Source organism: Paenibacillus sp. MAHUQ-45 (genome assembly GCF_058133325.1).
The window spans coordinates 81389-106616 of sequence record NZ_JBYUPV010000014.1 but is presented as its reverse complement, the minus strand read 5'-3'; the positions used below and the strand labels follow the sequence as shown (position 1 = coordinate 106616).

Annotated in this window: 32 protein-coding genes; 29 read left to right on the top strand and 3 right to left on the bottom strand. The window is 42.7% G+C overall.

What is annotated here, in order from left to right:
• The first annotated feature begins 110 nt into the window (after positions 1-110).
• The 17 genes from AC3Y23_RS24885 (at position 111) to hisC (ending at position 11492) form a co-directional block, all read left to right on the top strand.
• Positions 111-584, top strand: a complete 474-nt coding sequence (locus AC3Y23_RS24885; protein WP_379204194.1) for an NUDIX hydrolase — start codon at positions 111-113, stop codon at positions 582-584.
• Positions 585-1050: 466 nt separating this feature from the next.
• Positions 1051-1506 carry an NUDIX hydrolase gene (locus AC3Y23_RS24880; protein ID WP_379204192.1) on the top strand — a complete coding sequence of 152 codons (456 nt, stop codon included), beginning with the start codon at positions 1051-1053 and terminating at the stop codon, positions 1504-1506.
• 20 nt (positions 1507-1526) lie between these two features.
• Entirely contained in the window at positions 1527-1889 is a 363-nt protein-coding gene (locus AC3Y23_RS24875; protein WP_379204190.1) for an SdpI family protein, read from the top strand.
• A 48-nt stretch (positions 1890-1937) separates the two neighbouring features.
• Complete coding sequence (locus AC3Y23_RS24870; RefSeq protein ID WP_379204188.1) at positions 1938-2372, top strand: hypothetical protein; 435 nt, start codon at positions 1938-1940, stop codon at positions 2370-2372.
• A 17-nt stretch (positions 2373-2389) separates the two neighbouring features.
• Positions 2390-3121 carry an HAD-IA family hydrolase gene (locus AC3Y23_RS24865; RefSeq protein WP_379204186.1) on the top strand — a complete coding sequence of 244 codons (732 nt, stop codon included), beginning with the start codon at positions 2390-2392 and terminating at the stop codon, positions 3119-3121.
• A gap of 472 nt (positions 3122-3593) precedes the next feature.
• Positions 3594-3761, top strand: a complete 168-nt coding sequence (locus AC3Y23_RS24860) for a hypothetical protein (RefSeq protein WP_379204184.1) — start codon at positions 3594-3596, stop codon at positions 3759-3761.
• A 67-nt stretch (positions 3762-3828) separates the two neighbouring features.
• On the top strand, positions 3829-4182 hold the full coding sequence (locus AC3Y23_RS24855; protein WP_379204182.1) for a DUF3139 domain-containing protein: 354 nt from the start codon (positions 3829-3831) through the stop codon (positions 4180-4182).
• Positions 4183-4220: 38 nt separating this feature from the next.
• On the top strand, positions 4221-4685 hold the full coding sequence (locus tag AC3Y23_RS24850) for a GNAT family N-acetyltransferase (protein WP_379204179.1): 465 nt from the start codon (positions 4221-4223) through the stop codon (positions 4683-4685).
• 16 nt (positions 4686-4701) lie between these two features.
• Positions 4702-5469: a class I SAM-dependent methyltransferase gene (locus AC3Y23_RS24845; protein WP_379204178.1), complete on the top strand. Its 768-nt coding sequence runs from the start codon at positions 4702-4704 to the stop codon at positions 5467-5469.
• 131 nt (positions 5470-5600) lie between these two features.
• A complete protein-coding gene (locus AC3Y23_RS24840; RefSeq protein ID WP_379204176.1) occupies positions 5601-5900 on the top strand; it encodes an ArsR/SmtB family transcription factor in 300 nt (99 codons plus the stop codon).
• Between the two features lie 60 nt (positions 5901-5960).
• A complete protein-coding gene (locus AC3Y23_RS24835) occupies positions 5961-6296 on the top strand; it encodes an arsenic metallochaperone ArsD family protein (RefSeq protein ID WP_379204174.1) in 336 nt (111 codons plus the stop codon).
• Positions 6293-8125, top strand: a complete 1833-nt coding sequence (gene arsA / locus AC3Y23_RS24830; protein ID WP_379204171.1) for an arsenical pump-driving ATPase — start codon at positions 6293-6295, stop codon at positions 8123-8125. Before AC3Y23_RS24835 ends, arsA begins: the two co-directional genes overlap by 4 nt.
• A gap of 48 nt (positions 8126-8173) precedes the next feature.
• On the top strand, positions 8174-9031 hold the full coding sequence (locus AC3Y23_RS24825; protein WP_379204266.1) for an NAD-dependent epimerase/dehydratase family protein: 858 nt from the start codon (positions 8174-8176) through the stop codon (positions 9029-9031).
• 86 nt (positions 9032-9117) lie between these two features.
• Positions 9118-9432, top strand: a complete 315-nt coding sequence (gene trxA / locus AC3Y23_RS24820; protein ID WP_379204169.1) for a thioredoxin — start codon at positions 9118-9120, stop codon at positions 9430-9432.
• A 214-nt stretch (positions 9433-9646) separates the two neighbouring features.
• The gene (locus AC3Y23_RS24815; RefSeq protein ID WP_379204167.1) at positions 9647-9988 is read left to right on the top strand and encodes a thioredoxin family protein; all 342 of its coding nucleotides are present in this window, start codon (positions 9647-9649) and stop codon (positions 9986-9988) included.
• A 26-nt stretch (positions 9989-10014) separates the two neighbouring features.
• Positions 10015-10173, top strand: coding sequence for a hypothetical protein (locus AC3Y23_RS24810; protein ID WP_379204165.1), 159 nt, complete (start codon positions 10015-10017; stop codon positions 10171-10173).
• A gap of 263 nt (positions 10174-10436) precedes the next feature.
• A complete protein-coding gene (hisC, locus tag AC3Y23_RS24805) occupies positions 10437-11492 on the top strand; it encodes a histidinol-phosphate transaminase (RefSeq protein ID WP_379204163.1) in 1056 nt (351 codons plus the stop codon).
• Between the two features lie 207 nt (positions 11493-11699).
• Here the strand turns inward: hisC and AC3Y23_RS24800 are convergent, their stop codons facing one another.
• Entirely contained in the window at positions 11700-13250 is a 1551-nt protein-coding gene (locus AC3Y23_RS24800) for a glycosyl hydrolase family 18 protein (protein WP_379204161.1), read from the bottom strand.
• Between the two features lie 895 nt (positions 13251-14145).
• Here AC3Y23_RS24800 and AC3Y23_RS24795 point away from each other — a divergent pair.
• From AC3Y23_RS24795 to AC3Y23_RS24770, 6 genes are all read left to right on the top strand, one after another.
• Positions 14146-14427, top strand: a complete 282-nt coding sequence (locus AC3Y23_RS24795; protein WP_379204263.1) for a phosphotransferase — start codon at positions 14146-14148, stop codon at positions 14425-14427.
• A 71-nt stretch (positions 14428-14498) separates the two neighbouring features.
• The gene (locus AC3Y23_RS24790; RefSeq protein ID WP_379204159.1) at positions 14499-15095 is read left to right on the top strand and encodes an RNA polymerase sigma factor; all 597 of its coding nucleotides are present in this window, start codon (positions 14499-14501) and stop codon (positions 15093-15095) included.
• The gene (locus AC3Y23_RS24785) at positions 15070-16212 is read left to right on the top strand and encodes a DUF4179 domain-containing protein (protein WP_379204157.1); all 1143 of its coding nucleotides are present in this window, start codon (positions 15070-15072) and stop codon (positions 16210-16212) included. Before AC3Y23_RS24790 ends, AC3Y23_RS24785 begins: the two co-directional genes overlap by 26 nt.
• Positions 16213-16415: 203 nt before the next feature.
• A complete protein-coding gene (locus AC3Y23_RS24780) occupies positions 16416-16679 on the top strand; it encodes a CD3324 family protein (protein WP_379204155.1) in 264 nt (87 codons plus the stop codon).
• Between the two features lie 96 nt (positions 16680-16775).
• Complete coding sequence (locus AC3Y23_RS24775; RefSeq protein ID WP_379204153.1) at positions 16776-17513, top strand: MBL fold metallo-hydrolase; 738 nt, start codon at positions 16776-16778, stop codon at positions 17511-17513.
• A 129-nt stretch (positions 17514-17642) separates the two neighbouring features.
• A complete protein-coding gene (locus AC3Y23_RS24770) occupies positions 17643-18512 on the top strand; it encodes a GNAT family N-acetyltransferase (RefSeq protein WP_379204151.1) in 870 nt (289 codons plus the stop codon).
• 110 nt (positions 18513-18622) lie between these two features.
• Here the strand turns inward: AC3Y23_RS24770 and AC3Y23_RS24765 are convergent, their stop codons facing one another.
• A complete protein-coding gene (locus AC3Y23_RS24765) occupies positions 18623-18985 on the bottom strand; it encodes a winged helix-turn-helix transcriptional regulator (protein ID WP_379204261.1) in 363 nt (120 codons plus the stop codon).
• 197 nt (positions 18986-19182) lie between these two features.
• On the opposite strand from AC3Y23_RS24765, the gene AC3Y23_RS24760 reads away from it, so the two are divergent.
• The 3 genes from AC3Y23_RS24760 (at position 19183) to AC3Y23_RS24750 (ending at position 21284) form a co-directional block, all read left to right on the top strand.
• On the top strand, positions 19183-20025 hold the full coding sequence (locus tag AC3Y23_RS24760) for an aldo/keto reductase (protein ID WP_379204149.1): 843 nt from the start codon (positions 19183-19185) through the stop codon (positions 20023-20025).
• A 95-nt stretch (positions 20026-20120) separates the two neighbouring features.
• Positions 20121-20915, top strand: a complete 795-nt coding sequence (locus AC3Y23_RS24755) for an SDR family NAD(P)-dependent oxidoreductase (RefSeq protein ID WP_379204147.1) — start codon at positions 20121-20123, stop codon at positions 20913-20915.
• An 84-nt stretch (positions 20916-20999) separates the two neighbouring features.
• A complete protein-coding gene (locus tag AC3Y23_RS24750) occupies positions 21000-21284 on the top strand; it encodes a hypothetical protein (RefSeq protein ID WP_379204145.1) in 285 nt (94 codons plus the stop codon).
• Between the two features lie 90 nt (positions 21285-21374).
• Here AC3Y23_RS24750 and AC3Y23_RS24745 read toward each other — a convergent pair whose 3' ends face one another.
• Positions 21375-21836 (bottom strand): Lrp/AsnC family transcriptional regulator, encoded by a 462-nt coding sequence (locus AC3Y23_RS24745; RefSeq protein WP_379204143.1) that lies wholly within the window; start codon positions 21834-21836, stop codon positions 21375-21377.
• Positions 21837-22007: 171 nt separating this feature from the next.
• Between AC3Y23_RS24745 and AC3Y23_RS24740 the strand changes: the two genes are divergently transcribed.
• From AC3Y23_RS24740 to AC3Y23_RS24730, 3 genes are all read left to right on the top strand, one after another.
• The gene (locus AC3Y23_RS24740) at positions 22008-23183 is read left to right on the top strand and encodes a serine hydrolase domain-containing protein (RefSeq protein ID WP_379204141.1); all 1176 of its coding nucleotides are present in this window, start codon (positions 22008-22010) and stop codon (positions 23181-23183) included.
• 319 nt (positions 23184-23502) lie between these two features.
• Positions 23503-23829 carry an ArsR/SmtB family transcription factor gene (locus tag AC3Y23_RS24735; RefSeq protein WP_379204139.1) on the top strand — a complete coding sequence of 109 codons (327 nt, stop codon included), beginning with the start codon at positions 23503-23505 and terminating at the stop codon, positions 23827-23829.
• Positions 23830-23878: 49 nt separating this feature from the next.
• Positions 23879-25213 carry an arsenic transporter gene (locus AC3Y23_RS24730; RefSeq protein WP_379204137.1) on the top strand — a complete coding sequence of 445 codons (1335 nt, stop codon included), beginning with the start codon at positions 23879-23881 and terminating at the stop codon, positions 25211-25213.
• Positions 25214-25228 lie beyond the last annotated feature (15 nt).

Sequence of the window (25228 nt, the reverse complement as noted above, 5' to 3'; positions counted from 1 at the left end):
GAGATAGAATTTAAGTATTAATCAGAATGATCACACGGAAAAATGTAATTATGTGCATCCAAGGTAGTGAAAGTTCGCAGAAATAATGAATAGCTGGAGGACACAGTCCTATGAGAATTAGATCAGTTTCCCTAGGAATCATTAGCAGAGAAGATGACATTTTAGTTCAAATCATTAATTTCCCTGGGATAAGTACAACTTTCTATCGACCTATCGGTGGGACTATTGAGTTTGGTGAAAATAGCAAACAAGCATTGATAAGAGAAATTAGGGAAGAACTGAATCAAGAAATTGAAGAGCCTATATTAATTTCTGTCATAGAAAACATATTCGGTACTGAGGATGATATGGGACATGAAGTGAATTTCATTTACGAAGCGAAACTGAGAGAAAAGACATTATATGATCTTGATGAGATAGAGGGAATAGAAGGAGATATTAAATATAAAGCTCAATGGAAACCTTTGAACTTTTTCAAAACAGATTCAGAAGATGTAAAGTTGGTTCCAGATGGACTATTGGATGTACTTTTAAAACAAGATAACCCAAATATAAGCATCATTAAGCATGTAAGAGCCAACTAAATTTAATATGAAATGAGATAGGAGAACAGAATTGAGTAGAGGGTTAAGAATTTTAATGGATATCTTCCTAATTGAAATTAAGAAATTAAATAAGAATAGTATGGTGAGATTCTTAATCCAATATCTCTTATGCATTTCACCCACCATTATAGTGATATCATTATTAATTCATTACTATCCAAATACAGGTTTAGGGAGGATTGTGGCATTACCAACGATTTATGTCATCAATACATCCATAATAGTAGTTGGAATGATCCTTCAAAAGAAATTTAAACCGTTTTTAAATTTTATGATATGGATCATGTTGATAATGATAACGATATCAATAGCTTTAAATGTTTATCCTCAAGAATCAGGACCGCCGGTAATTGAACTGATTTTCAAAAAGTGAGTTAAAAAATTTGGATAACAACAAGTTGCTCGAATCAATATACATATGGAAATTTAGAAGGACGTGAAGATCTTGAATTACATAAAACAAATAAGAGAGTTAGTAGGAACACGACCTATAATTATGGCAGGAGCATGTGTGATTCTTATAGACGATCAAGGTCGCTTGTTATTACAACAGAGAACTGATAATGGTTTATGGGGCTTACCTGGAGGTTCAATGGAGCCTGGGGAAGAAATGAAAGAGGTCGCAAGACGGGAACTATTTGAAGAGGTGGGTTTAGAAGCTACAGCGCTAGAGTTACTTGATATATTTTCAGGACCGGAACTGTATTATAAGTACCCACATGGAGATGAAGTATATAACGTAGTTGCTGCTTACTTATGCAAGGAATACTGTGGAACAGTTAAAGGTGATGGAGATGAAGTACAAGATATACAGTTTTATCACTTAAACGAGATACCAAACCAAATAAATCCTGCTGATTTACCTATAATAAAAAGATTTTTAAATGAAGTAAGACAATAAGGAACGTGAGGAGGTAACTCATGAAAGATAGTCAGATTGCTAGTTTAATAATCACCCTCCTAATCGGACTAATCACTTGTGTAACCGGATTCATTGTGAAGAAAAAACCTCCGAAAACGATAAATTCACTATATGGATACAGAACCAGGAGATCAATGAAGAACCAACTATTATGGGATGAAGCCAATAGATACAGTGCAGAATTAATGATCAGATATGGGCTGTTGTATACATTAATTGGTCTAATATTAAGCTTTCTATTTGAAGGGACTTATCTTTCACTCATTATTACTGGATTGATCTTTGTACCATTCACCCTCTTGATTATACAAACTGAAAAACGATTAAAAGAACTTGATGAAGAGCTAGAAAGGAAAAATTGATGTTGGGAAGAGATAATTGAATAAGCGAGTATCACAAGGAGGAATTGCATGAAAGACTATATAAATAACAATGAATATCAAATTAGCTTGCCGTACATAGGTGCAAAGTATGCAGCATTTTTTAGTATGATGGGTATTTTTTCTATATTAATTCATCAGATTTGGGATCTAGAGCAATGGAAAGAAATTTACATAACAATATTAATCTTATTAATAAGCGTCGTTGGAGTATCCATGATAAAAGAGATTAGGAAAAAACGTAGCATTGTTATAAAAGACAGCAATTTGATCGTTGATGGTGTGTTCCTTGAAGCTAATGAAATAAAATGTACCAATATCAATAAATATTACATAGAATTTGAAACGAATAAGAAAAGCTGGTCTCAGCGTGTGATCAGATTTGATTTTAAAGGCATAGAAAAAGAAACTCATAGAAGCAACTTAAAAGCATGGTTAAGGAGGAAAAAAATAACAATTAAATAAAAAGAAGGTATAAGAATATGAGTCATCGAACCTCTAATACCGTTATTAAAGCAATCCTCTTCGATTCTGGTAAGGTGTTGAATGGTCCTGTTACAGGACATTGGTTTATTAGCCCCAACTTTTTTAACTTTATCGATGAGGAGATTTTCTGCTCAATAGACAAGCAGACTAGAAATAAGGCATTTTATAAAGCCAATACCTATATATCAAATCAGAGTTTGATAAGAAATGAAGATGAAGAATTGTATCATTTCATTGAATTCTATAGAATTTTCGCTGCTGAATTGCCTCAATTAGGGTTGGGCGAAGATCAGATCAAAGCTATTGCGACTGATTTAGTTTTTAATTATGAAAAGTATAAGTTCTATACAGATGCGATAGAATTAATCCCGGAGTTGAGCAGGACTTATAAGCTGGCTGTAGTCTCGGATGCATGGCCATCTTTGGATAATGTATTTAAACAGGTCGGGTTAAGGGATTACTTCTCATCCTTTATAATTTCCTCAGTAAAAGGAGTCAGTAAACCGCATGAGTTAATGTACAAGGCGGCTCTTGAAGAATTGGAAGTCTCTCCATCTGAGGCTATATTCGTTGATGATAACATTAGAAACTGTGATGGCGCCGAGCGGCTTGGAATTCACTCTATGGTATTGAGCCGGGATATGAAGCAGTATTTATTTAACAAGATAACAAATCCCAAACACTTAATAGTGCGAAACTTAAATGACGTTGTGAGGAAATTAAAGTAATCTTAATAGTAACTCGAAGAGCACCATAGCATCGGATAACAACGTATTTACACACTAGGGATTTCGTCCTGCAGGCGCTAAAATAATGGAATAATATCAGACAACAAACGACCCAGCTTAAGATAAGAGTTATCTAAGGCTGGGTCGTTTTGTGAAGATGAGAACAGTAGCTGGAAGTATATCCAATTCAGAGCAACGGGGGATGAGATAATGAAAGGAACTCACATTATAGTTTTCTTTTTCATACTAGTTGTAGTTGGATTAATTGGATGTAGTCAGACCACCTCTTAATAAAAGAAGTGAATGTAGAGAAGCTTGATAAAAAAGTCTAACTCTTTGTTAATAACCTTGAGAGCAAGAATGGCGTTTTTTTATATTCGGTAGCAGGGGAAACAAAATATTTGGTAGTTAAAAATTCTAGTGATTACAAGGAGAAGAAGCAAAGTATCTTCAATCGATCAAAGCGCACATTTTGGATCAAATGTTAGTAATAAATATAGAAGAACTAAGTACAGATGATTACCAGGATAAGAGATTAGCTGCGACAAGAATTTACCAACTAAGCGGTGATAATGAATATGGGGAAATACAGATTTATAAGAATGGAAAAGAGGAGGCCTTTGATTTAGTAGGCGGATAACAAGGATCAGAGGTATTGTCACTTAGTGAGATCTCCATATAACAATAAAGAAAAAAGGACTAATATAATGAATACGAAAATAAGAACTCTAGCAATCATAATAGGTGCTTTGGTAGCTATATTTGTAGTAACGCTTGTTGCCTACGTTCAGGTAAACAAAATTGTATATGCAAATAGAGTAACGAACTATCTAATAGAAGAAAAGAAATACAGTAGAGAAGAAATAGCGTCTGTAAAAGGAGTATGGGGAATAAAATTACCGCCATTTTATTCGGTAGTTATTTTTAAAGATGAACCAGATGTTGAATATGTATATTTTGCACATAATGAAGTATTGCAGTTTAGTCATAGATCGATCCAAGAAGGCAGAGAAAATGGCATTACTGAATCGGAATTGAAACATTATGTTCCACTCGAATAACAATGTGTTTTCATTTTGACAAAACAAAGGTGAATTTCATGAATGAAAATATTAAAATCAGAGAATTTGATAAAGAGGATAGTCCAAAAATCTCAACCATTATTCGAGATAATTTAGTACACGTTAATAGTAAAGATTATTCCGAGAAGATTATTAATAATATGTATAGTATTTTTACACCTGAGTATCTCGTTAGTCTAGCCGGGCAGAGGAAAGTGTTTGTAGCTGTTTTAGAAAATTCGATTATCGGAACTATTAGTTTGGCTGGGGATACTGTCTATACTCTTTTTATTGATAAGGACCATCATCATTTAGGTATTGGACGGATACTTATTACTTTCATTGAAGGAATTGCCCGTGATACAGGAATCACATTGCTTAAACTACCCAGTAGTATAACGGCACAAAGTTTCTATGAGAAGCTGGGCTATCATGAAATCGATGTAGTTGAATCTGAAGAATACGGCAGAGATATTATTATGATAAAGAATATAAGTGATTGAGCGGGAGGATAATTCTATGGATATACGACTTACATTTAATGAGGATGTAGAGAACTACGATAGGTGGAGACCCAACTACTGTGAAGAGTTATTCCAAGATATTATGGGGTATGCTCAAATTGAGCAAGGTAACAAAGCAATTGAGGTTGGTATTGGAACGGGTCAGGCGACAAGACCTTTCCTCGAAACAGGCTGTGAATTAACGGCAATTGAATTAGGAGCAGACCTCGCAGAGTATTCAAGATTAAAGTTCCGAGAGTTTGAAAACTTTACGGTATGTAATACTACATTTGAAGAGTTTGAATGTCCAGATGACAGTGTAGATCTAATTTATTCAGCTACTGCATTTCATTGGATTCCAGAAGAAGTGGGTTATCCTAAAGCCTCAAAATTATTAAAAACCGATGGGACACTAGCATTATTTTGGAACCGCCCCTTTGTAGCACGAGAAATTAACGAATTACATCAGAAAATCCAAGCCATCTATCAAAAATACAGACCCTCTAATACCAAAATTATAGAAAATGACACTGCAAGATATAATAACATATCCAAAACTATTCAAGCTTATGGGTTCAGGGATGTTGTGTTTAAGTTATATCATTTAACTAGAAGCTTTTCTGCGACTGACTATATCGCACTATTGAATACATATTCGGACCATAGAACAATGCCATCCATTACAAAAGAAAGGTTTGAAGATGAGATTAAAGAAGCAATTATCAAGTTTGGTAATGTACTACATGTTTACGATACTATCGATTTGTATTTAGCCAGGAAATGATTTGTTCTCGTTGCACGGACTTCCCGAATGTGGTAAAAACATCATTGGCCGTATGGATTTGACTTATCCAGCTTTGTAGCATATGATGAATACATCAAAAATAATTGATGTATCGGGTGGTGAGAATAACCATGGATCATTCGCTACTGTTTGCTAACTATGAACGAAAGTTCAAAGCGTTGGCAGATCAGAAGCGCTTGTCGATTTTATATGAGATCAATAAGCGTTCTGAGGTATGTGTGTGTGATTTGGAAGCGATCGTGGATCTGCCGCAATCTAAGCTATCTTATCACCTCAAATTGTTGCTCGATGCAGAGTTGCTGAAATGCCGCAAAGAGGGCCGCTGGAATTACTACAGGATCAATGAAGAGGCCATGCAGTATTTATTGTCTGACGACGTTTGTTGTATTTTTTACCCGCCGAAAGGATAAGCGGGTAAAATTTTTAAATTATACATCAAAAAAAATTGATGAATTGGAGGTTTTTTTTCAATGGTCAAAATAGAAGTGTTCGAATCCGGTGGATGCTGCTCAACAGGTGTCACTAACCCGGAAGAAAAACGGGCGTCGATTCGCTTTGCGGTAGCTATTAGCCAGTTATCTCAAGCAGGATTCGATGTTAGTGGATATAACCTTCTGAGTGATACAACGAAGTTTGAAGAGAATGAAGCGGTAAAAGAGGTACTAGCGAGTGATCCCAGCAGCTTGCCTGTTACTTTACTTAATGGTGTTGTTGTGAAGACACGTTCATTACCCACCAATGAGGAATTGTCAGCGTGGACGACAATGTCTCTTGAACGACTTGAGGGCAAAGGAGAATGCATATGATACCTTCATTTGATGTGAACCAAATCCAAGTTACACCTTATTTGTTTTTCACAGGAAAAGGGGGCGTAGGAAAAACTTCAACGGCATGTGCAACAGCAGTGGCCTTGGCGGATCAAGGGAAAAGAGTGCTGTTAGTCAGCACCGACCCAGCCTCTAATTTGCAAGATGTTTTTCAGACGGATTTGGATATGAACTATAAGTCAATCCCGGAAGTACCTAATTTGTTCGTCACCAATCTGGACCCGGAGGAGGCTGCGGCCCGTTATCGTGAGGATGTTGTGGGACCCTATCGTGGTAAGCTGCCGGAAGTCGTTATTAATCAGATGGAAGAACAGTTGTCCGGATCTTGCACAGTCGAGATTGCTTCATTTAATGAATTTTCTCATTTGCTAACCGATCAGGCGTTAACAGAATCGTTTGATCATATTGTTTTTGATACAGCGCCAACAGGGCATACTTTGCGTCTTCTGCAACTCCCCAATGCCTGGAATGAGTTTCTGCATAATAGCAAGGAAGGCACTACACAAGGGGGCTTGCTCGCCGGATTGGATAAGCGTAAAGAGGTGTATAAGCAAACAGTCGATGTGCTCAGCGATCCACGGGCAACCTCTCTTGTGCTTGTAACAAGGCCGGATCACGCACCGCTCAAGGAAGCTGCCCGTGCATCCCAGGAATTGGCGGAGACTGGAATCAAGAATCAAATGCTAATTGTCAACGGACTATTGATGAAGCCACTTGTTGGTGATGACACAGCGGCAGCTTATACGAAGCGGCAACAAGACGCACTAGATCAACAATCTATTTTACTGCAAGCTCTGCCAACTTATGCCGTACCATTGGTGTCATTCAATGTGGCAGGGGTGGCGAATGTGCGTCGTTTATTCGCTGACGAGCAAGATGCTCCTAGTACTGAAGTGAATACGACAGAATTAAAGGTTTCTGGTCTGGCGGCAATTCTGGATGATATTGAGTCTAAAGGTCAACGTGTTATTTTTACAATGGGAAAAGGCGGGGTGGGCAAGACGACTACAGCGAGCGCCATCGCTGTTGGTTTGGCAGCACGGGGTCTAAAGGTACATCTTACGACGACTGATCCTGCTACGCAGCTAGATCAAATCATGCACGACAACATTAAAGGCCTACTCAGCATGAGCAAAATTGATCAAAAAGTTGAAGTGGAGAAGTATCGTCAAGAAGTTCTGGATAAAGCGCGAGAAACTATGGATGAACAAAGCATCGCCTATGCGGAGGAAGAATTAAATTCACCGTGTACTGAAGAAATTGCAGTGTTCCGTGCGTTTGCTGATCTGGTGGATAGAGCAGATAACGAAATCGTAGTGATTGATACGGCACCCTCCGGCCATACGCTGTTACTGCTCGATGCGACAGAATCGTATCATAAGGAAATTGCGAACGCTTCCGGGGAAGTACCGCCATCCGTGAAAAAATTGTTGCCACGGTTGAGAAACGAAGAGGAGACGGCAGTCATCATCGTCACCCATGCAGAAGTTACACCGGTGTTCGAAGCGGAAAGGCTCGCAGATGATTTAAGACGAGCGGGGATTCATCCCAAGTGGTGGCTGATTAACCAAAGCATGGCCTTAACCGGGACAAAAGATGTTATTCTACAGCAACGCGCAGCAAGTGAGCGAATCTGGATCCAGCGTGTGGAAGAAATTTCGGGCAACCACTATGTTGTATTGCCTTGGCAATCCCGTGAGGGGAACCATAGCGAGAAGCAAAGTGAGCTGAATAATGCCGGAGTCACGCTATTGCCGGAACCACGTACCGATGAGGGGTGTTGTGGACCTAAGGCTGGTTGCTGCTAAGAATTTTATTGGAGGATTAGAGTTAAATAAAAAACTTCTACTAGAGACATTTCTCTGGTAGGAGTTTTTTTTATATTCATATCATTTGTCGATGTCCCCGCTGATGTAGAGCTGATTCATGCGAATGTTGGTAATACCGAACAGGCAAGTGAGGTATTTAAAGAAGCTGCTGTTGTCTATCATTGTGCTAAACCGAACTATACGAAATGGCCTGAAGAATTCCCTCAGCTTACGAAAGGGATAATGAAGGGGGCGATGAAGGCCGGAGCCAAACTGGTATATGCAGACAATCTATATATGTATGGGCCCTCCCAAGAGGCATATCATGAACAAATGCTAAATCTAGCCGTAGATAGTAAAGGAATAACCCGGGCACAAATGGCCGATGAAATTCTGAAAGCACATGACAAAGGGCAGCTTCGAGCAGTTATCGGTAGAGGACCCGATTTCTATGGTCCGGGGGTGTTGCATTCTATTCTAGGCGGGGATAGGGTATTTAAGAAGGCGTTACAAGGTAAGCCAGCGCAAGTCATCGGTAATATCGATGTTCCTCATACTCATATTTACATAAAAGATTTTGCTGCAGGTCTTGTTAATTTGGCATTAAACGATGCCGCATTAGGGCAGATTTGGCATCTGGCCAGCGCCGAAACAACCACCACCCGAAATTTAATCTCCCAAGTTTATTCACAGCTTCAGACTCCGTCTAAGGTACGTGCTGCCCCCAATTTTGTATTTCAATTCATGAGTTTGTTCAATCCCTTTATGCGAGAAATGAGAGAGATTGAGTACATATATACGACCCCTTACGTAGTAGACCATAGCCAATATGTGCAGGAATTCGGAAATCACACTACTCCACATGCTCAGGCTATCGCGGAAACGATTGATTGGTTTCGCAGATAGCCCCTTGACGGAAAATTATATTTTATCTATAATTCAATTAATCAATTGAATATATTATAATCGCATATACAAGGAGGTTATTCCCCATGGGAGCAACTGCGCTGACTAAACAATCTTTTCAAAATGAAATTCAATCTGGTGTTACTTTGGTTGATTTTTGGGCCTCTTGGTGTGGGCCATGTAAAATCCAGCTTCCAATCGTTGATGAGTTGGCAGGCGAAATGAAGGGTCAAGCAACCCTCGCCACGGTCAATGTGGATAATGAACCAGAATTGGCTTCACAGTTCGGTGTAAGAAGTATTCCGACACTGTTATTGTTCAAGGATGGACAACTGGTAGACACAATGGTCGGCGTCAATCCAAAGAATGTTTTGAAGGATAAAATCTTAAACCTGGTCTAATGGCTAAGGTTCGAAAATCCCGGTAGTACGTATAACAAGTGCTGTCGGGATTTTTGTATACGGAAACCCTGTAGTAGTAATAAACAGAACGCCCCTTCTCATGTTGAATAGGGTGCTTCATTTCCTTTACAGTGTTAACCGGAAATATGCAGCACTGGGCGGAAGCGGACTTCCGCGTACACTGAATTTAATTGCTCTTTGAATGGGGGGCCGTATGAAAGAAATTACAGAAATAACCTCAATAGCAATGGGACATGATTTTCTGGAAAAGCATGAGTTGAGCTTCCTGTACGTGTCCAGACCAGAATGCAGTGTATGTCATGCAATACTGCCCAAGCTAAGGGGGCTGCTGGAGGCATACCCGGAAATTCACCTCGGACATATTGATGCCAATGTGGTGGAAGAGGTAGCGGCACAATTTTTGATTTTCACTGTACCTGTGATGCTGCTAATGGCAGGTCAGAGGGAGTATATCAGAGCCGACCGGTTTGTCGTCTTTGAGCGATTGCAGGAGCAATTAGATCAAATCTATGCGTTAGTAAAGGAAGAGGAGTGATTGAAATGGCTGATACAACCATTAACATGAACACTGTTTGGTATAAAGGGGCTAAGGGGGATGGCCGGATTTCAAGTGATAATCTGAAGACGCGAATTGCGATCCCTCTGCTGAAAGGCGGTAGCGGAGACGGGGCGGAGCCTCAACAATTGCTGATGTCTTCGGCTGTTCAGCTGAAGCGCTGATTCTAAAAGCGGAAAAAGAATGCCATATTGGTCAGCTGCTCATCAGAGGAGGCATTCCAGTGGGAACAGTAGGCAAGGTATCTATAGATAACGGGGAAGATGCAACCAGTAATTTTATTGAAAAGCATGGTCTGGATTGGTGATTGTTGCACGGACCTTTAAGCGGCGAAATTATTAGGACTCTTTAATTGAATTGTATTCCTGTATTTGGTATTCTCTTTGGAAGAATCTCAATTTTTGTTGGGGTAGAGGAGAGAGAGTCTATGTACATTAAACAGACGATTGAGCAGCTTACGCCTTATGTACCGGGGACCCAGCCGCAGGTAGACGGGCCGATGATCAAGATTAATGCCAATGAGAATCCATATCCACCGTCGCCACGGGTGAAGGAGATATTGAGCGGGTTCGATTATGGGCAGCTGCGCTATTATCCTGACGCCACCAGCCAAAGGTTAAGGGCGTTAATTGGGGCGCATTTCAATCTGAGTTCCGGGCATGTGTTCTGCGGCAACGGTTCTGACGAAATTATTGCCTATCTGTTTCAAATCTGTCTGGAAGAAGGAGACTCTATCGCCACTCCTTATCCTACATATACCTTGTACAAGACGATCGCGGACATTCATCGTGTACATACCGAATATGTGCCGACACGTGATGATTTCTCCATCGACATAGAGGCGCTCATTAATACAGGGGCTAAAGGCATTTTTATTGCTAACCCTAATGCGCAGACGGGACTGCTGTTATCGCTTGCCGAAATTGAACACCTGCTCCAGAACTACGAGGGGTTAGTGGTCATCGACGAGGCATATATTGACTTTGCACCAGCGAATGCATCGGCTTATGAGCTGGTTGCACGCTATCCGAATCTCGTGGTGCTACGTACCTTTTCCAAATCCTATTCATTGTGCGGTATCCGGGTGGGGTTCTGCTTGGCGGCTCCGACACTGGTGAATGCCTTGGATAAATGCCGGGATTCCTACAATGTCAGTCACCTTAGTCAGCTCATGGCCGCGGCGGCCTTTGAAGATCAGCTGTATTTGCAAAGGACAATTAAGCAGGTTGTTTCTACTCGTAAACGTGTCAGTGATACGCTGATTAGTCTTGGTTTTGAAGTGTTGCCTTCGCAAGCAAATTTTCTTCTATGTAAGCCACGGCATCACGCTGCCAGTGATATCTATGATTTTTTGAAGTCAAAGCATATTTATGTCCGTTATTTTGACGCTCCGCAGCTCTCGGATAAGCTGAGAATTAGTGTGGGGACGGATGAAGAGATGGATGTGCTGCTGGAGCAACTGACCGAGTTTATTAGCAATTAGATGTACACCTATCATTAAAAAGCCAGCGAATCCCCTGAACTGCACCTCCATTGTTAGTCGTGTCTAACTAGTGGGATGCAGTTCATCCGATTATTGGGGACCAGCTGGCTTTTACTGTGTTAGTGAAAATATCTCTGCTCATCAAGCAGATCGTGGAGAAATTCAATGTTCATTGAGGCGAAGGTCTGCCTCTCCCTTGTTCCTCTGTTAGTTGCTCACCCGGAAAGCCTCCCAGGCCCCGCCAACAGCAGTGCGGTTGGCAACCAGCTTGCCTCCGTTATTTAAATCACAGGTAACATACAAGTTATTGGCCAACGCTTGCAGTGCAATCGTGCCATTCCCTAAATCCACACGATTAAACTTCTCCCACTGCTGAATGGTTGTAGCTTTGGCGATCAATGCACCACCTGTATTGAGATCTGCGGTGACATATTTACTATTGATTTTGGACTTGAGGGAGACTGTGCCATCCGAGTTCGTGACTAATTCAAAGAGTTCCCAGTCTCCTGCAGCTGCTCTGTTGGCGACCAGTTGGTCATTACCGTAATTTTCAGCAGAGACGATTTGCTGATTGGCTTGGGCAACCAGGTAGGAGTATCCTGTTGGATTGGGTGTCACATTACCAGTTACCTCTGAGTAAATGGCCTGAAGCAGCGCTCCAGATCTGTCATTGCTGTACTCCCAGAACATAATACCGCCCAGAGCGTTGTTCTTCACATATTGTACCTTCAGAGTGAGCGATTGCGGATCGTCATAAGAGATGAAGGTATTTCCATTAAACAAGTAAGGGGCTTGTGCACTGCTGTCCCAATACCGTGTATATCCGTTCTTATTCAAATATTGGCTGACAATCGTGTTGTAATCCGGTTCGAATCCCCCGGAACCAGGTCTGTCGAGGCCATTATTGCTATTCTGCACGCCTGTCCAGGACCGGCCGTAAAAGGCTCCCCCAATGACCAGTTTGCTTGCGGGAACGCCGCCATTTCGGAACAAATTGACCGCAGAGGTTACGCTAATATCTCTTCCAGACAAATTCGTATGGTGACCGGTCGTCGCATCCCAGCTTCCGTGGAAATCGTAAGTCATCAAATTGATCCAATCCAGCAGAGGCGTAATATTATTAATTTCCACGCCATTCAGATAGCTGCTGCTGGCTCCAGCTGCAATAGTCAGCAGGTACTGCTTGCCATTAATTTGGCCTTGCGCGTTCAGTTTGTCGCGAACCTTGGAGAGAAGCAAGGTGAAATTTTGTTTATCCTGCGGCCGTGCGGTTGTGCCTGCTGCAGGGTTGGTTGGATATTCCCAGTCTAGATCAACACCATCCAAATTATTGGCGGTCACCAGTTGCACAAGACTGTCTGCAAAGGTTGTACGAGAAGCATCTGTAAGTGCTGCATCAGAAAAACCGTTCGCACCCCAGCCCCCGACAGATAACAGAACCTTTAAATCTGGATTCCGGGATTTCAATCCCACCATAGTTTGCAGATTCGTACGGTCATTATTCGTAATCGTGGCTCTGCCGTTGGAGATCAGGGCAAAGGAGTAGTTGATATGAGACAACTGCTCTGCTTTGATATCATTCGCGGTCAAGTTGGCCCAGCCAGCCACATAAGCGATGATTTTCTTAGGAAGAGGAGCGGCATCGGCCTGCTGTGTTGGCCCAACGACCAGGCTTGAAGCGATAAGAATGAATGACAAGAAGAAGAGCATAACTATTTTACTGATTGATCGGGTAGTGCTAACTCGATTTTTTTTCATCACAAATTCTCCTTTTTGGTTTGAATTTTAAAATCTAGTAGCCTATCCATACCCTCCTCTCCAGGCGGACCACGCCCGTTCATTCGTATGTCTTTGTCTCTCATCCATCTTGCTGCGTAGCTATGCCTATTAACGTCCATCACTCTCATCCTTTCTGTTCTTCACAGAATTACGACTATCGTGAGCGATAAATAACATAGTATGTAAGCGCTATCTATTATTTTTAGAACGTTCATCGATTCTAGCAAAATGCACAGGGAGAGACAGCATAAATAGAGTTAACGTAAATAAGTTTAGATAAGGAATGCAGGTCAGAATAGAAGAAGGTTGTAGGTCTGGAAGAGGGAAGCGTAAAGCAGTGAAGGGTAGTAGCATTAATAACTGGAAGTTATAGAGTGCGTAGGATGGGGGGAATGCAGGGTAGATAACAGGCGTTTATCTGCCATATGAATGTGAGTTTTGTTTCGGCAGGATTAAAGAACTTTGGAATCTTTGTAAAATTAAGGATAGTATAGAGATGCAGTATTTGTCAACTAGATTTAGAAAATTGTATTTAAATGGGGTATTGGGACGAAATTTAAAATTAGGTTAAATGAATAGAGTTTAGTTTATAACCATTCTTTCCAAATCAAATATAGCCAATTAGTTGGTACAATTAGATTGATTCAGCTTGAAAAAGAGGGTGGCATGCGCTGTGATACATGAAGCCGAGAATGTATTAGCACACTATTCGCTGGTGGAACCTGTCATTTGGGGCGACATTTGCAACGCTTCTTGAGTGGATCGAAAATACGGTAGTCTCAAACAGGAAGACTATGATGTGATTACAACCGTTCTACAAATTGTAAAGGAGCAGATAACCGAATTGGATGCAAGAGGGAACTCCTGAGGCGTTATTCATGCGAATTTTCAATTGGGAAATATCGTAGTCTCTGAGGGAAATACTTCGCTAATAGACTTTTGCTTGTTTGGGTACGGACATTATTGTTTTGACTTGGGCAGCGCCTCTTCCATGCTTAAAAGTGAACTGCGTACAACCTTTTTGGAGGGTTATGCTTCATTAATGATCCGGAGAAGAATGGCTGGATTAAAGAGCACGCTGCAAAAATATGCAGAATGCATTGTCGAGATTTTCTTGCTGGCAAAGAGGTTTACTACTCGTTGTGAGGGTATTTGAGGCTGCTTCCGGGCAGTCTTATTTTTTATTTTGGCGACCATACGTAACTTTTTTTGGAGTGAATGTCACAAATGAACTACTTTTTCAGTTATACAGCTAGAGAGGAGGACGCCAACGTGAATGAAGATATAAACGAAGTTATTAACAAGGTGAAATTAGGTGATACGGAGTCATACGCCACGATTATCCGATGTTTTCAAAGAAAGATATACTTGTACTGCTATTATCTTCTCTCCAGCAAAGAAGAAGCCGAAGATGCTACTCAAGATATATTTATTAAGGGATATAACAACTTACGAAATTTCACTCCAACTGTATCGTTCTCATCTTGGCTGTATAAAATTGCTTATCATCATTGCATGGACCTTTTGAAAAAGAGAAATAAGTTTCTGGATCTAATATTCAATTATAAAAAAGAAAAGCAGCAGCCCATTGCAGATCAATCCAGTCGCTATACCGATTATGTCCACGATTTATTAGAGCGATTGAGCCTTGAAGAGAGGAAGATTCTATTGCTGCGTGCTTTAGAAGAATATTCTTTTGAAGAAATTGCTTTAATTATGGATTTGAAGCCCGCCGGGGTCCGCAAAAAATATGAAAGACTTCGAAAAAAATTACTTGCACAAAAGGGAGGGATTCAAAGTGAACAAGTCTATCGACATGGATGATCAAGAAATTTACCATATTAAAAAGATGATTCGAGAGACATCTGTTGAGCTTGATTTAACCGACCGAATCATGGAGTCTTTTATGCCAAAAAGGACTAAGGCTACAGGACATTCTCGCTTGCACCAAGGATGGCGTAGAGCAATGATATCCATTGCTTCAGTTGCCGCCATTGTAATTATTGTTACCGGAACTGGATTTATATCGCCAACGTTGGCAGCATCCATAAAACAGATTCCAGGCATGAACAGTATTTTTAAATTGGCTGGTGATCTTGGGTTAAAGATGGCAGATGAAAAGGGGCTTGTGACGGTGCTGGATACAGGGGCTACACATGATGGTCTGACATTACGAGCGACAGCGATTACTTTCGACGGCACACGTGTATCGATTGGACTTCAGCGTGAAGTTCTAGATCATGTTCAGTCTGCGGAATCTTTATTAGCCGCAATCAAAAATGTGGAATTAGCGATTGACGATAAAGATATTCAAACTTACTCGGCCGCTGGGTATAACGATGTTGGTATTTTCATTAATCCAACTCAGGATCAAAATACGGCGATACTGCAATTTGCTGATTTGAAAAATCAGGGCGGGCAAGCACTCCCTGACACCTTTAAACTCTCGTTGGAGTTGACACTGTCAGGAGCTCAAGAACCATTTAAATTGACTATCCCTGTAACAATAAATACGGAGAACAACCTTGTTCTAAATCCTGCCATACAGCGTAAGTACGAGAATATTAATTTAACGCTTGATAAAATTGAATTCACACTAATTACCACTAATCTGACAACAAGGATAGAATTGCCCGAAGGAATGAAGATAGCTGAACTTCAAAGCTCCCAAGGCATGATCGGATACGATTTATTTGATGAGACGGGGAAAAAGATTAAGCTGATATCCGGCAATGGATGGAATGCGGAGAATGGTAATGTTTTGATTACCGATACTCGCTTTGAACCTTTTGAGTCCATTCCTAAATCGATAACTTTAAAACCGTATAAATATATTTATAAGGATAATGACTCATACCTGTTTCAGTTAGATGCAGATGGGCATGTAAAAGTAGAATATATTCCTGAGTTGGAGATTACGCTGCCCGTTGTGGCACAATAGAGGCGTATTACTGTTACAATACCTAGCCTGTAGACGGGAGTGAATGGCATGATGCCCATGCTTTTTCGTATCGATGGAGGTGGCTCTGAGCAAAGAGTTCCAACGCGTTCAAGCGAACTTTGCTTAGAGCCTTCACCATACTGAAGAGTGAACTCTTTGCTTCTCTATATACCGAATTCTGCTATATAGATAGGAGCAAAATAATGAAATATCAAAATGCACAACAGATGCTACCGGCAGAATTACTGCATAGCATTCAAGAATATGTACAAGCAGGATATCTGTATATCCCAGCCCGGCAAGGGAAGAAAAAACAATGGGGCGAATGTTCCGGGTATAAGCAAATGCTGCAAGACCGTAATGAAGAGATCATGCGTAATTTCCGTTCAGGTCTAACCGTCAAGGAGCTTGCACACAATTACTATTTGAGTGAACGCAGCATTAGACGAATTATTCGCGGTCAATAAGGTGGACACCTTTGATTCTGTATCATCTATGTCCTTTGTAACGCTCGTTTCATGTTCTACACTTATTCTTAAAGGACATGAATTCAGGAGGTACGGATGAACCATTATCAACTGCTCGACATTGAATTTGAATATAGTAGTCAAAAACAGATCATTACCCCGGTTTTGCTTCAAGATGAACGCGATACGATCCTTGTAGATTGCGGCTATCCAGACTTTGAACCTCTCCTTGAAGCAGCAGTGAACAAACATGAGATTACACTACGTTCTCTCACCAAGCTGATCATCACGCATCACGACATGGATCATGTCGGATCACTTGCCGCACTGAAACGAGCATATCCGAGCATCAGTATTATCGCCCATGAGATCGAAACACCATCTATTGAGGGTAAAACAAAATCAAAGCGGTTGGAGCAAGCGGAATCGACATTTGACGCTTTGCTAGAGGAAGCCAAGCCGCAAGCGGAGCAATTTATCCAATTCTTGCAGTCCATTGAGCCGGCAGCCGTTGATCAGACGGTATCTGGTGGGGAATTGTTGCCCTGGTGCGGAGGGATAGAAATCATTCATACGCCAGGGCATACGCCTGGTCATATATCACTGTATCTTCCTGCGAGCAGAACTTTAATTGCCGGAGATGCGGTCGTCATTGAGCAAGGTGGACTTGAAATCGCCAATCCACAATATACATTGGATTTGCCGAAGGCCGTGCATTCAGTTCAGCAATTGCTTGAATATGACATTGAGCAGATCGTTTGCTATCATGGGGGGCTTTTTCACGGCGATGTGAAGCAAGCCTTACGAAAACTCGTAGATATATATCAATCATAGCAAAGCATCCAATGTATTGGTACAGCATGTAACGGTTGGCGGGAAATTTTAAATATAGCAGAACTATAGCTACTTTATTGCGGAAGCAAGTTGTATGATCAAGTCGATAGGCAGAAGGGGGCGATCTAAGTGGGGATTACTATGCCAAAATATAGGCTGGAGCTAGCAGACAAAGAAAAGTTTGCCGTCTACCAGGTGATCTATGCCGATACAGATATTGAGATGTGGTATGACTGGAATACACGTCTTCAAGATACTCAATTTAGTGATCAATGTTATTGGGTTCTGCGTGACGATGTGAGAATCGGCGGTGCAATAATCAATGATGGGACGGTAATGTACCCCTTTTTAATACCACCTTTTGCTGACCGAACGGTCTTTTGGAGAGCACTATTTAGTTGCAGTGATGATATTAAGCACATTAATGGACTCTTACAACAAGATGTCAGTATTTTGCTTACATTCGGATATAAGCTGGGAGCGGTTCGGCAAGTCATGTGCTGCCCGGCTGATGATAGCATAACAGCGGTGCTACCTGATGGATTTTCTGTTCGTTCGCTAGATGAGTCAACAGATATTGCCACGATAGCGAAGATCCTTATGGAAGGATATGCAGGGGGAATTGACTATGAAACTTATGGCGCTCCTGATGAAGCTAAGGCCATAGCAGATGTTCAGCACCTGATGAAGGTCTATGAGCACCGCAATCTTTCGGTTTATGTTTTTGATGAGCAAGAGCAAGGAATTGCCGGGCTTTGTATAGCTGGTATCTATGAAAAAATGCCCCTCGGTTTTGCGGAAGTAGGGGATTTATGCGTTCTTCCTAAGTATAGGAACAATCGGCTCGCCGAAGCTATGCTCAACAATGTGAGGTCAACCGCTTATGCGCATTCACAGGTAGTTAAGCTTTGTGTGACTGTTGGTAATGAGGCAGAGCATCTTTATCGAAAAGTTGGCTTTTATCCGGGACCCCAATTTGCAAATATGAGCAGACAATAGGCTTTGTTAATTGATCCAATCCTCTCGCTTTACCTTCATCAAATAGCTGCTGCCATCCAGCGGAACATAGCAGCAGCTTTAGTTCCTTGACCTCCAAGGGTGCTTCACTTCTACTTATTAAGGATATTGTCCTCAAGCACTTCATATTTGTCCCCATACTGCTTGATAATATGCTGCTCGCCCCAATTGCACAACGAATCAAGGATATACTTCAGACTTTCCCCATATTCACTCAGCTCGTACTCCACCTTTGGCGGAACCTGGTTATAACTAATCCGGTTAATGATACCGTCACTTTCCAGCTCTCGCAACTGCTGGGTCAGCATCTTTTGTGTAATGGCTGGCATCAATTGCTTGAGCTCACTAGTGCGCTTCTTGCCATGGGTTAGATGACAGAGGATTACGCATTTCCACTTCCCGCCGATGACCTCCAGGGTAGCCTCCACCGAAATATTATATTTTTTCTTAACCAATGTCATGGTTATCCCTCCATTTGTTAGAGCTAAATATCCTCATAGGTACTTTTTAGTTACTATGGTACTTTGAAGTGCGTACTATTCGTTTTGAATGTTTTAAACTATCATAGCACTTGCAAGTATTGATGACTAGGGCTTGGCCGAGTGGCATATTATAAGCTCAGCAATTAATCATAGATGGAGGAAGATATAGAATGGCTAACAATCTGCAAGATACAACAACCTTGTCCAATGGGGTGAAAATGCCGTGGCTTGGTCTTGGAGTCTTTCAAGTAGAGGAGGGTGCTGAACTGGAGAATGCGGTGAAAACAGCCATTGTCCACGGTTACCGTAGTGTGGATACCGCTGCGATCTATGGCAATGAAGAAGGGGTAGGCAACGGAATTCGCCAAGGACTTGAAGCTGCCGGCATTTCCAGAGAAGAACTGTTCGTGACTTCCAAAGTGTGGAATGCGGATCTCGGTTATGAGTCCACCATTGCTGCATATGAACTGAGCTTGAAGAAGCTTGGGTTAGAATACCTCGATTTGTATCTGATCCATTGGCCTGTAAAAGGCAAGTATAAAGAAGCCTGGAGAGCGCTTGAGACCCTTTATAAAGAAGGGCGTGTCAAAACGATTGGAGTCAGTAACTTCCTTGAGCACCAGTTAAAAGACCTGCTCGAAGATGCTGAAATTAAGCCCATGGTCAACCAGATGGAATATCACCCGCGCCTGACGCAAAAAGATCTACAAGCCTTCTGCAAAGCACAAGGCATTCAATACGAAGCCTGGTCTCCACTAATGCAGGGCCAATTGCTAGACAACCCTGAGCTGCAAGAAATTGCTGCTAAATACGGCAAATCTATTGCACAAATCATCTTGCGTTGGGATCTTCAAAACGGTGTTGTTACCATTCCGAAATCCACCAAAGAACACCGTATTGTCGAGAACGCTTCGGTCTTTGATTTCGAGCTGTCCGCAGAAGATATGAAACGAATTGACGGATTGGATCAACACCTGCGTGTCGGCCCAGACCCGGACAACTTCGATTTTTAATAGTGCATGAGCCTAAGTCACTCCCTCGTTCTAAATGGAATGGGTGGAGTGATCTATCTTATATCAGGGTATGTGAATACAAAGGAGGTATGGATATGAAGCTACATGTAGAAGGCAAAACCGCACTGGTGACTGGATCAACATCAGGAATTGGCAAAGCGATTGCCAAATCGCTGGTGCAGGAGGGTGCAACTGTTCTGATCAATGGACGGCATGAGGATAAGGTGAATCATACGATCCGAGAAATTAAGCAGGAGCACCCGGAAGCTGAGCTATATCCAGCGGTGGCGGATCTGGGAACAGAGCCGGGCTGTCAGAAGCTTTTGAAGGAATTCCCGAAAGTCGATATTCTTATCAACAATCTGGGGATTTTCGAGCCTGCTGAGTATTTTGATATTCCGGATGAAGAATGGTTCAAATTCTTTGAGGTTAACATCATGAGCGGAGTTCGGCTCAGCCGTCATTATTTGAAGCAGATGCTAGAGAGCAATGAGGGCAGAATTATCTTCATCGCCAGTGAGGCTGCAGTGATGCCTTCTCAGGAAATGCCTCATTACAGTGCAACCAAAACGATGCAGCTATCGCTTTCCCGCAGCTTGGCTGAGCTGACGAAAGGGACAAAGGTGACGGTGAATACAGTCATGCCGGGCTCTACATTAACAGAAGGCGTAGAAACTATGCTGGGCACCCTGTATCCGGAGGATAAGCTGACGATTGAGGAAGCGGAGACCAAGTTCATGAAGGAGAATCGTCTAACCTCCATTATTCAAAGGCTGATCCGGCAGGAAGAGATTGCGGATGTTGTCGTCTTTCTCAGCAGTCCGCTGGCTTCGGCAATTAATGGCTCAGCTATGCGAGTGGACGGCGGCTTGGTTCGCAGCGTATTCTAAAGCTATAGAAATTACAACTATAACTCTTGTCGTACTCCTTGGCGTATTGCTACGGACTACCTGATTACTGGCGATAACCGTGCCTTGTCGCAGCTTAATCAGATGAACAGTTGGATTCAGACTAAGGTAGGGGGCGCACCTGGCAGCATCAAGGATGGCTACAAGCTGAATGGAACTGTGTTCGGCAGCTACAACAGCGGTGCCTTCTATGCACCGTTTGGGGTTAGTGCAATGACCTCTTCAAGCTACCAAAGCTGGTTGAACTCAGTGTGGAACCATACGGCGAGTAGTTCTGCCGAAGGCTACTACGAAGATAGTATCAAATTGTTCTCGTTGCTTGTGATGTCAGGCAACTGGTGGACATATTAATGGTTCTTCGTGTTTTCCTCGTTTCCCAATTAATCTCCCAGGGATCCGGCTCTTTGCCGGATTCCTTTTTGTTTATACACCGCCAGCGATCTATTCTGGATCGGCAAGCAGATTTGCTTGTTCAAGCGAGGGGATGAGGAATTTAGGATCAATAGGGGATGACATTACGATGAGAACAGTGTAGGTTCCATAGGGATCGCACTGCTTGCCGAATTCTTCAAGTGATTTGGTAGAGTCGGTCATTACTTTCAGCAGGTAGTTGTGTTCTCCACTAATGCGATAGCATTCAACAACCTCAGGTGCAGAACGGCAAAAATCCAGGAAGGGATAACATTCCTTTGTCCTAAACAGTACATAGGCCGCAGCACCTTTGCCGATTTTCTCAGGGGAGATCACTGTGCGATACGCCTCAATGACCCCATTCTCTTCCAGACGGCGTACTCGCTCAGTAACGGCTGGTTGCGATAGGCTGACAGCTTTCCCTAACTCGGTCATTGAAATTCTCGCCTGATTTTGCAAATGAAACAGAATCTGCTTATCTATATGGTCCATGAGAACGCTCTCCTTTAATTCTGAATAATTCCTCTCAAACTACCTCATTTTCCTTTGTAAAATGAAGCAACTAACTGGTTTGTCTTATGTAATCAAAGGGACTTGATTTATATAATAAACTCACCCCGGAAAAGTAAGCAACATGATATTGTTCAGAGAGGATGAGTGTCATTGAATAAATTATATTGGAACAAAGAGAAACAAGTGAATTTGCAAGCACGTATAGATGAGGTCATCGATCATACGCTCGCCGATAAAAGGTTAGCAGGTGCCGTTGTTAAAGTATCAATTGGTGGGGACTTGGTGTATAACCGTGCTGCCGGTTTTGCTGATCGGGAGAACAATTGCCCCATGCATGAGGATGCGTTGTTTCGGCTGGCCTCTGTATCTAAGCCTATTGTTTCTACAGCTGCTTTGGTATTGGTATCACAAGGCCGACTGCACTTGGATGACCGTGTAGACCGCTGGCTGCCAGAGTTCCGTCCACGGTTGCAGAATGGTGAAGTTGCGACATTGAGTATTCGTCACCTGTTAACACATACCGCCGGACTGACGTACCGCTTTTTTCAAGAAGAGAAGGGTTCCTATGAGCTTGCGGGTGTATCTGATGGGATGGATCTGGCGGATATCACATTCGAAGAGAACCTGCGCCGACTTGCTTCTGTGCCGCTTTTGTATGAACCAGGGACGCAGTGGAAATATTCTATTGCTACAGATGTGCTGGGCGCAGTAATTGAAAAGGTAGCAGATGCACCGCTTGGGGACGCTGTGCGTTCGCTGGTGACAGGCCCTCTGGGCATGAGTGATACCGGGTTTACTGCAGTCGATCCGGAGCGGCTGGCTGTTGCTTATGCTGATGATCCTGCTGAGCCACGTCGCTTACTGGATTTTGATACCGTACCATTTGTAGAGGGGACGGCAGGTTTCCGGCTTGCTCCTGTCCGGGCAACAGATGCGACAGCTTACCCTTCAGGTGGAGCGGGTATGGTCGGCAGTGCGGGCGACTTTTTGAAGCTGCTGGAAGCCTTGCGTAAGGGGGGAGAACCCTTGATGAAGGAGGCAGTGGTTCGAGAGATGACTACCAACCAGATCGGTGATCTTCCAATGGCTTTTTGGCCAGGCAGAGGGTTTGGTTTAGGCTTTATTCTGCTCAAAGATCCGGCTGCCGCAGCTACTCCTGAATCACCGGGGACTTGGCGTATGGGAGGCACCTATGGTCATTCTTGGTTTGTAGACCCTTCGCAGCAACTCAGCGTAGTAGCGTTCACGAATACTGCACTGGAAGGCATGTCAGGCAAGTTCACTACAGATCTTACCGAGGCCGTTTATGCCGGGATCAAGCAATGATAAGAACAATTAATCCCCTTTTCTCCTTGTTATTATTGTGCTGTGGGGTGCTGCTCATACCGGTGGTTTAATCGTAGTTCAGTTATGGATCACTGCTGAAAAGGTGCCCCGTATCAACTAAATATGTAGGTTAATAATAAATCTAGTTACCAGTTCATCACGTTAATTACGTGTTTGAGCTGGTTTTTTAGTGCTCGTCATCATTCTCAACATCCCGGCGCGTATCCTCCTCTATGGATTATTTGGTTCTTGTCAATTTTCAGACAGGGGATTAGAATATAAGCATTGGCTTATATAAGTATGGAAGGAGGAACTAGATATGGAGCCACTGGCCGATATTGCAGATGATATGAAGTTGTTGGGAGATAAGACGCGTCTGGCGATGCTTTCACTGTTGAAGGAGCGGGAGTGGTGCGTGTGCGAATTTGTGGACATCTTTGATATTTCACAGCCAGCGGTCAGCCAGCATTTAAGAAAGCTAAAAACTCAGGGCATCGTTAAGGAGAGCAAACGCGGACAATGGGTACACTATTCCCTGAACGTCGAAGATAAGCCGCATATCCAGGCTGTTCTGGGTCAGATGCCGGATTCCAAGACGATCCTAGCCCTTTTGAATAAAAAAGAAATTGTTGCTTCTTGTGAGTGATATGCGCTTGAAGTAACAAAACTCTGTTTTAATATAAGTATATCATTATATGATTATATTTGTTTTTGATCAGAAACAACTGGAGGTTGTAGCAGTGGCCGCTTGGGCAATTATTATATTTTTAGCCACACTAGTATTTGTAATTTGGCAACCTAAGAACCTGTCCATTGGCTGGTCTGCCTGTGTCGGGGCGCTCCTGGCGTTACTTGCAGGGGTAGTAAGTTTTAACGATGTGCTTGATGTCACCGGGATTGTGTGGAATGCGACGTTAGCCTTCATTGCCATTATCCTGATCTCATTGATTCTAGACCATATCGGATTTTTCCAGTGGGCTGCCTTACATATGGCACGCGCTGCCCATGGGAATGGCCTTCGGCTGTTCGTCTATGTGACTATTCTGGGAGCTGTGGTGGCGGCGCTTTTTGCCAATGATGGTGCGGCGCTGATCCTGACCCCGATTGTGCTTGCTATGGTGCGTGCCTTGAATTTTGATGAGAAAAAAGTGTTCCCGTTCATCCTCGCTAGTGGGTTTATCGCCGATACGACCTCATTGCCGCTTGTCGTCAGCAATCTGGTTAACATCGTGTCCGCCGATTTCTTCGGCATCACCTTCATGGAATATGCGGGCCGGATGATCATCCCAACCTTATTTTCACTGGTGGCTAGCATTCTGGTGTTGTTTCTCTTTTTCCGCAAAGTCATCCCGAGGAAGTTCGACAGCGCTCAGCTAAAGAATCCTGTAGAAGCGATCAAAGACAATCAGATGTTCAAGCTGTCCTGGGTCGTGCTCGTGATTCTGCTTATCGGCTATTTCGTCAGCGAATTCCTGAACATCCCCGTGTCGGCGGTAGCGGGGGTGATTGCGATTTTCTTCCTGCTGATGGCAAGGAATAGTCCGTCCGTCAACACGAAGGAAGTGATAAAGGGAGCGCCTTGGGCGATCGTGTTTTTCTCCATTGGGATGTATGTCGTGGTGTATGGGCTGCGGAATGCTGGTCTTACAGATTTACTGGCAGAGGTGCTGCGGGCGGCGACAGATCAGGGGTTATTCGTTGCAACGATGAGTATGGGCTTTATGGCAGCGATCCTCTCCTCAGTGATGAACAATATGCCTACGGTACTAATTGATGCGCTCGCCATTGATGCTACACACGCGACAGGAATCATGAAGGAAGCCTTGATATATGCGAACGTTATTGGGTCGGATTTGGGGCCCAAGATTACCCCGATCGGTTCGCTGGCTACGTTGCTCTGGCTACATGTACTTTCTACTAAAGGCGTGAAGATATCCTGGGGGACGTACTTTAAGACAGGAATTATCCTGACGGTTCCGACACTGTTTATTACCCTGTTGGGACTCTATATATGGTTAATTATTCTTTAATATAAAAGGAGATTA